Annotated in this window: 6 protein-coding genes; 2 read left to right on the forward strand and 4 right to left on the reverse strand. The window is 68.3% G+C overall.

From position 1 onward, the window contains the following. Nucleotides 1-714 (reverse strand): ABC transporter ATP-binding protein (locus tag VHK87_RS07490; protein WP_329634279.1); only part of this gene is annotated, 714 nt, incomplete at its 3' end. Then, nucleotides 687-1,808 (reverse strand): polyamine ABC transporter substrate-binding protein, encoded by a 1,122-nt coding sequence (locus tag VHK87_RS07495; protein WP_329634280.1) that lies wholly within the window; start codon nt 1,806-1,808, stop codon nt 687-689. The genes VHK87_RS07490 and VHK87_RS07495, both read right to left, overlap by 28 nt. A 92-nt stretch (nt 1,809-1,900) precedes the next feature. Here VHK87_RS07495 and VHK87_RS07500 point away from each other — a divergent pair, with 92 nt between their 5' ends. Both VHK87_RS07500 and metG read left to right on the forward strand, forming a co-directional pair. Beyond that, nucleotides 1,901-2,254, forward strand: coding sequence for a DMT family protein (locus VHK87_RS07500; protein ID WP_329634281.1), 354 nt, complete (start codon nt 1,901-1,903; stop codon nt 2,252-2,254). A gap of 93 nt (nt 2,255-2,347) precedes the next feature. Further along, nucleotides 2,348-4,168 carry a methionine--tRNA ligase gene (gene metG / locus VHK87_RS07505; protein WP_329634282.1) on the forward strand — a complete coding sequence of 607 codons (1,821 nt, stop codon included), beginning with the start codon at nt 2,348-2,350 and terminating at the stop codon, nt 4,166-4,168. A 46-nt stretch (nt 4,169-4,214) separates the two neighbouring features. Here metG and VHK87_RS07510 read toward each other — a convergent pair whose 3' ends face one another. Both VHK87_RS07510 and rlmB read right to left on the reverse strand, forming a co-directional pair. Continuing rightward, complete coding sequence (locus tag VHK87_RS07510; RefSeq protein ID WP_329634283.1) at nt 4,215-4,937, reverse strand: TerC family protein; 723 nt, start codon at nt 4,935-4,937, stop codon at nt 4,215-4,217. Between the two features lie 43 nt (nt 4,938-4,980). After that, a complete protein-coding gene (gene rlmB / locus VHK87_RS07515) occupies nt 4,981-5,778 on the reverse strand; it encodes a 23S rRNA (guanosine(2251)-2'-O)-methyltransferase RlmB (protein ID WP_414694125.1) in 798 nt (265 codons plus the stop codon). Nucleotides 5,779-5,943: the final 165 nt, after the last annotated feature.

The raw sequence follows: 5,943 nt of genomic DNA on the forward strand, positions 1-5,943 counted from the left end.
CATGACGGCGATGCGGTCGGCGACGACCATGGCCTCGTCCTGGTCGTGGGTGACGATCATGAAGGTCATGCCCAGCCGCTGCTGCAGGGCCATCAGCTCGAACTGGGTTTCCTCGCGCAGCTTTCGGTCGAGGGCGGCCAGCGGCTCGTCGAGCAGCAGGACCTTGGGGCGGGGCGCGAGCGCCCGGGCCAGCGCGACCCGCTGCTTCTGGCCGCCGGAGAGCTGGTCCGGCCGGCGCCGTTCCAGGCCGGTGAGACGGACCAGGGCCAGCATCTCGCCCACCCGGTCGGCGATCTCCCGCTTGGCGACCTTCTGCTGCTTGAGGCCGAAGGCGACGTTCTGCTCGACGGTGAGGTGCGGGAAGAGGGCGTAGGACTGGAACATCAGATGCACCGGCCGGCGGTGCGGCGGGTCGTCCGACTGGTCGTTGTCGCCGAGCAGCACGCGGCCCTCGTCCGGCGTCTCGAAGCCCGCCAGGAGGCGCATCAGGGTGGTCTTGCCGCAGCCGGAGGGGCCCAGCAGGGCGAAGAACTCGCGCTCGTAGATCGCCAGGTCCACCGCCTTGACCGCGGTGACGGCGCCGAACCGTTTGGTGACCTTTTCAAACCGCACCAGGGGCTTTGCGGCCGGGTCCTCCCAGGGCGCGAAGCTGGAGCGGATGGCTCCGATGTTGAGCCGGCCGCCCGTCACTGGCCGGTCAGCACCCGCGTCCATTGCCGGTTGACGTCGCGCAGCAGGGCGGGGTCCTTGGCGGTGGTGACGAACAGGCGCTGGAACACCTCGGGCGTCGGATAGATGTTCGGGTTGCCGCGGATCTCGGCGTCCACCAGCGGCGTCGCCGCCGAGTTGGCGTTGGCGTATTGAGTGTAGTTGGACGCCTTGGCGATGACCTCGGGCCGCAGCATGTAATTCAGGAAGGCGTAGGCGGCCTCGGCGTTCGGCGCCCCCTTGGGCATAACGAAGACGTCGAACCAGACCTGGCTGCCTTCCTTGGGGATGACGTACTCGACCTTGACCTTGCCCCCCGCCTCCTCGGCCCGGGCGGCGGCCTGGAAGACGTCGCCGGAGTAGCCGACGGCCAGGCAGATGTCCCCGTTGGCCAGGGCGTTGATGTATTCCGAGGAGTGGAACTTGCGCACGAAGGGCCGGGCGACGAGCAGGGCGTCAGTGGCCGCCTGGTAGTCGGCCAGGTCTTTGGAGTTGGGATCCTTGCCCAGCCACTGGAGGGTGAGGGCGTACATGTCCTCCGAGGCGTCGAGGAAGTAGACGCCGCAGTCCTTCAGCTTGGCGAGGTTCTTGGGGTTCAGGGCGAAGTCCCAGGAGTCGACGTTCACGCCCGGCAGCCGCTGGGCGACCGCGTCACGGTTATAGCCGATGCCGATGGTGCCCCACATGTACGGGACCGCATAGTTCGCGCCCGGATCAAACGGCTCCATGTGGCGGACCACGTCGGGCCACAGGTTCTGCAGGCCCTGGAGCTTCGCCTTGTCGAGCGGCGTGATCGCCTGGGCGGTGATGTAGCGGGGCAGGTTGGAGTTGGACGGAACCACCAGGTCGTAGCCGATGTCGCCCTGCAGGACCTTGGTCTCCAGCACCTCGTTGGAATCGAAGGTGTCGTAGACGACCTTGATGCCGGTCTGCTTGGTGAAGTCCTCCAGCAGCGCCGGGTCGATGTAGTCGCTCCAGTTGTAGATGCGCAGCGTGCCGGCGCCGGCTTTCGCGCCCTGACCATCGCCGCCCCCGCAGGCCGACAGCGCCAGCGCCGCCGCCGCCAGAACCAGCCCGATCCGTGCGCCCCAAGCCCGCATGCCGCTCTCCCTCCGACTGCGGCGCAGGTTATAGGCCCTGGACGCCAAGGGTTAAGCCCGATTCTTCCACAGCCCCCGGAGGAGCGCCCCTCATGCCTCACGCCGCGGCGGCCGTTTGGCCGGTCCTCCTGCTCGTGGCCTCCAACGTCTTCATGACCTTCGCCTGGTACGGCCACCTGAAGGTGGAGCACCGGCCGATGTGGCTGCTGATCGTCGGCAGCTGGGCGATCGCCTTCTTCGAATACTGCCTGGCGGTGCCGGCCAACCGCATCGGCCGCACGGTCTATTCGGCGGCCGAGCTGAAGACGATGCAGGAGGTGATCACTTTGGCGGTCTTCGCTGTGTTCTCGATCACCTACCTCGGCGAGCGGTTCACGATGAACCACGCGGTGGGGTTCGCCCTGATCGGGCTCGGTGCGCTGTTCGTGTTCAAGGGGCCGCTCTAGCCGGACTCTCGACGCGGGGTTCGCAGCCACGCCGTTAAGGGCCTATATAGCGCCCCTTCCGCGTCAGCCCCTCTGAAAGGCCTCGAGCGAGCGATGTCCCGCGTCCTGATCACCTCGGCTTTGCCCTACATCAACGGCATCAAGCAGCTGGGGAACCTGGCGGGCTCGATGCTGCCCGCCGACGTCTATGCGCGCTTCCAGCGGGCCACGGGCCGCGAGACGCTGTTCGTCTGCGCCACCGACGAGCACGGCACGCCGGCCGAGCTGGCCGCCGCCGCGGCCGGCCAGGACGTGCGCGAGTATTGCGACGAGCAGCACCGGGCCCAGCACGACATCTGCCGTCGGTTCGGCCTGTCGTTCGATCACTTCGGCCGCTCGTCCTCGCCGCAGAACCACCGGCTGACCCAGCGCTTCGCCAAGGCGCTGTGGGAGGCGGGTTTCATAGAGGAGCGGGTGACCAAGCAGGTCTACTCGCTGGCCGACAAGCGCTTCCTGCCGGACCGCTACGTGGTCGGCACCTGTCCGCACTGCGGATACGAGGCCGCTCGCGGCGACCAGTGCGAGAACTGCACGCGGGTGCTGGACCCGGCCGACCTGATCAAGCCGCGTTCGGCGGTGTCAGGCTCGGAAGAGATCGAGATCCGCGATTCCAAGCACCTGTTCCTTCGCCAGTCGCTATTCTCGGACAAGCTTCGCGACTGGATTGGGACCAAGAAGGGCAGCTGGCCCAACCTCGTCACCTCGATCGCCTTCAAGTGGCTGGACGAGGGGCTGCAGGACCGCGGCATCACCCGAGACCTGACCTGGGGCGTGCCGGTCAACGCCTGGGACTGGGGGGCGAACCCCAAGGGCGAGCTGCCGGACGTCGAGGGCCTAGCCGGCAAGGTGTTCTACGTCTGGTTCGACGCCCCGATCGAATACATCGGCGCCACCTGGGAGTGGGCCGACGCCAAGGCGCTGGAGGAGGGCCGCGGCGCCGCCGAGGAGATCGAGTGGGAGCGCTGGTGGCGGCTGCCGCACGCGCAGGACGTCACCTATGTGGAGTTCATGGGCAAGGACAACGTGCCGTTCCACACGGTGGGTTTCCCCTGCACCCTCATCGGCCTGAACGAGAGCCTCGGCTCGGGCGGCAAGTGGACCCAGGCCTCCAACACCCCCTGGAAGCTGGTCGACATGCTGAAGGGCTTCAACTGGCTGAACTGGTACGGCGGCAAGTTCTCCACCAGCCAGCGGCGCGGCGTGTTCATGGACCATGCGCTGGAGCTGCTGCCGGCCGACTACTGGCGCTGGTGGCTGACGGCCAACGCGCCGGAGAGCTCGGACGCCAACTTCACCTGGGAGCAGTTCCAGGCGCAGGTGAACGCCGACCTGGCCGACGTGCTGGGCAACTTCGTCAACCGCATCCTGAAGTTCTGCGAGAGCCGGTTCGAGGGCGTCGTTCCCGAGGGCGGGACGTCGGGCGAGCTGGAGCTGCGGCTCTATTCGGACGTGACGGACAAGCTGGCCGAGCTGACCGGCTACCTGGAAGCGGCCGAGATGAGGAAGGCGGCCCAGGCGGTGCGCCAGCTCTGGGTGCTGGGCAACCAGTATCTGACCGAGGCCGCGCCGTGGACGGCGATCAAGACTGACCGCGACCGGGCGGCGGTGGTGGTGCGTACGGGACTGAACCTGGTGGCGCTGTTCGCCAAGGTCTCCGAGCCGTTCATCCCCTTCGCGGCCGAGAAGATCGCGCTGGCGGTGGGCGAGGAGTATCCGGGCCGCTGGCCGGAGGGGGAGGGGGCCGCCCTGCTGCAGATCCTCGACCCCGGCCGCAAGGTCGAAGTCCCCGAGGTGCTGTTCCGCAAGGTCGAGGAGACCCAGATCGCCGAATGGACCGAGCGGTTCGGCGGGGCGGAGATGGCGGTGGCGGGGTAGAGCGCCTTCCTTTCCCGCCTGCGGCGGGAAAGGAAGAGGCGTCCCGCTAATGCAGCCGGTGCTCGGCTTCTTCCTCGGGGCCGATGTCGAGGAAGGTGGGCATGAAGGCGTTGTAGTCGGCGGTCCGGTTCAGGTCGACGACAGCGGTCCGGTGTCCTTCCCACATCATGTGCAGCGCCACGTAGAGGACGATGAGCAGGCCGACGTAGCCGATCCACCGGTACTTGTGCAGCAGGCGGGCGATCCAGGTGGCGGCGACGCCCATCAGGGCGATCGACAGCAGCAGGCCGAACACCAGGATGGCCGGGTGCTCGCGCGCGGCGCCGGCGACGGCCAAGACGTTGTCCAGGCTCATCGAAACATCGGCGATGAGAATCTGCAGGAATGCAGACTTGAAGGTCTTGGCCGGTTTGATCTTCGGCTCGGTGGTCGGGTCGTTGTCGAGCACGGCCTCGGCCGCCGCCTCCTCCGGCTCGGCTTGGTGGTGCAGCTCGCGCCACATCTTCCAGCAGACCCAGAGCAGCAGCACGCCGCCGGCGAACAACAGCCCGATGATCCCCAAAAGCTGGGTGGTGATCAGCGCAAAGCCGATCCGCATCACCACGGCGGCGATCAAGCCGTAGAGGATCGCCTTGCGTCTCTGTTCCTGCGGCAGGCCGCCGGCGGCCAGGCCTACGGCGACGGCGTTGTCGCCCGCGAGGACCAGGTCGATCATCAGGACTTGGAGCAGGGCCGAAAGGGCGCCGGGGGAAAAGAGTTCTTCAAGCATTGGCCGCGGTTAATGCGGCGCCGTGCCGCGCTCTGCAACCGGGTTAGGCTCTATTCCGCACAGCTTCGTACAGCGCGACGGCGGCTGCGGCAGAAACATTCAGGCTTTCGAAGCCGCCGGGCATCGGAATTCGGGCCAACGCATCACAATGTTCTGCGACCAGCCGGCGCACGCCCTCGCCCTCGGAGCCCAGGACCAGCACGACAGGCTCGCCGCCCAGCACCTGCGAGAGCGGCCGCTCGGCCTGGCCAGCCAGCCCCACGGAGCGCCAGCCCGCCCGGGCGAGCTCCTCCAGGGCGCGGGAGAGGTTGACTACCCGGGCGAGGGGCATGGCGTCCACCGCGCCGGCCGCGGCCTTCGCAAGGGCGCCGGTGAGGCGAGGCGCGTGCCGCTCCTGCAGGATCACGCCCGCCGCGCCGAACGCTGCGGCCGAGCGCAGGATGGTCCCGACGTTCTGAGGATCGGTGACCTGGTCGAGCATCAAGAGCACGGCGCCCGGTTCGGCGGCGAAGTCGGCAAGCTCGACATCCGGCAGCGGGCCCGGGCGCAGGGCGATTCCCTGATGGACCGCGGCCTGGGGCAGGGCCCGGGCGATCGCGTTGGCGTCGGCGACCTCGATCGCCCTGACTCGGCCGAAGCGGGCTTCGAGCTGGCGGGCGCGGTCGGGCGTGGCCAGCAGCCGGACGGGCGGGCCGCGGCGCGGATTGGCCAGGGCGGCCTCGACGGCGTGCCAGCCCCAGATCCACTCTTCGGACCCCGCCTGCGCCTTCGGGCGGAAGGGCGGTTTTCCGGCTGGATTGCGGCCTTTCCGGCCGTCGTTGCGTTCCCCAGGACGTGACACTATAAGGCGCTCTCCAAATTGGGGCCCGACGTAATCGGCCCTGCGCAAGTCAGACCGGTCCATAGCACCGGCCGCGGGCGAGCGGAGGGCAATTGCGAGGCGTCCCGACGAGGGCTCCGAGCGCGCTGGGGGAATGTCCCGAGCGGCAAAGGGGGCGGACTGTAA

Origin of the sequence: Phenylobacterium sp. (assembly GCF_036263695.1) — a bacterium.
GTDB lineage: Bacteria > Pseudomonadota > Alphaproteobacteria > Caulobacterales > Caulobacteraceae > Phenylobacterium.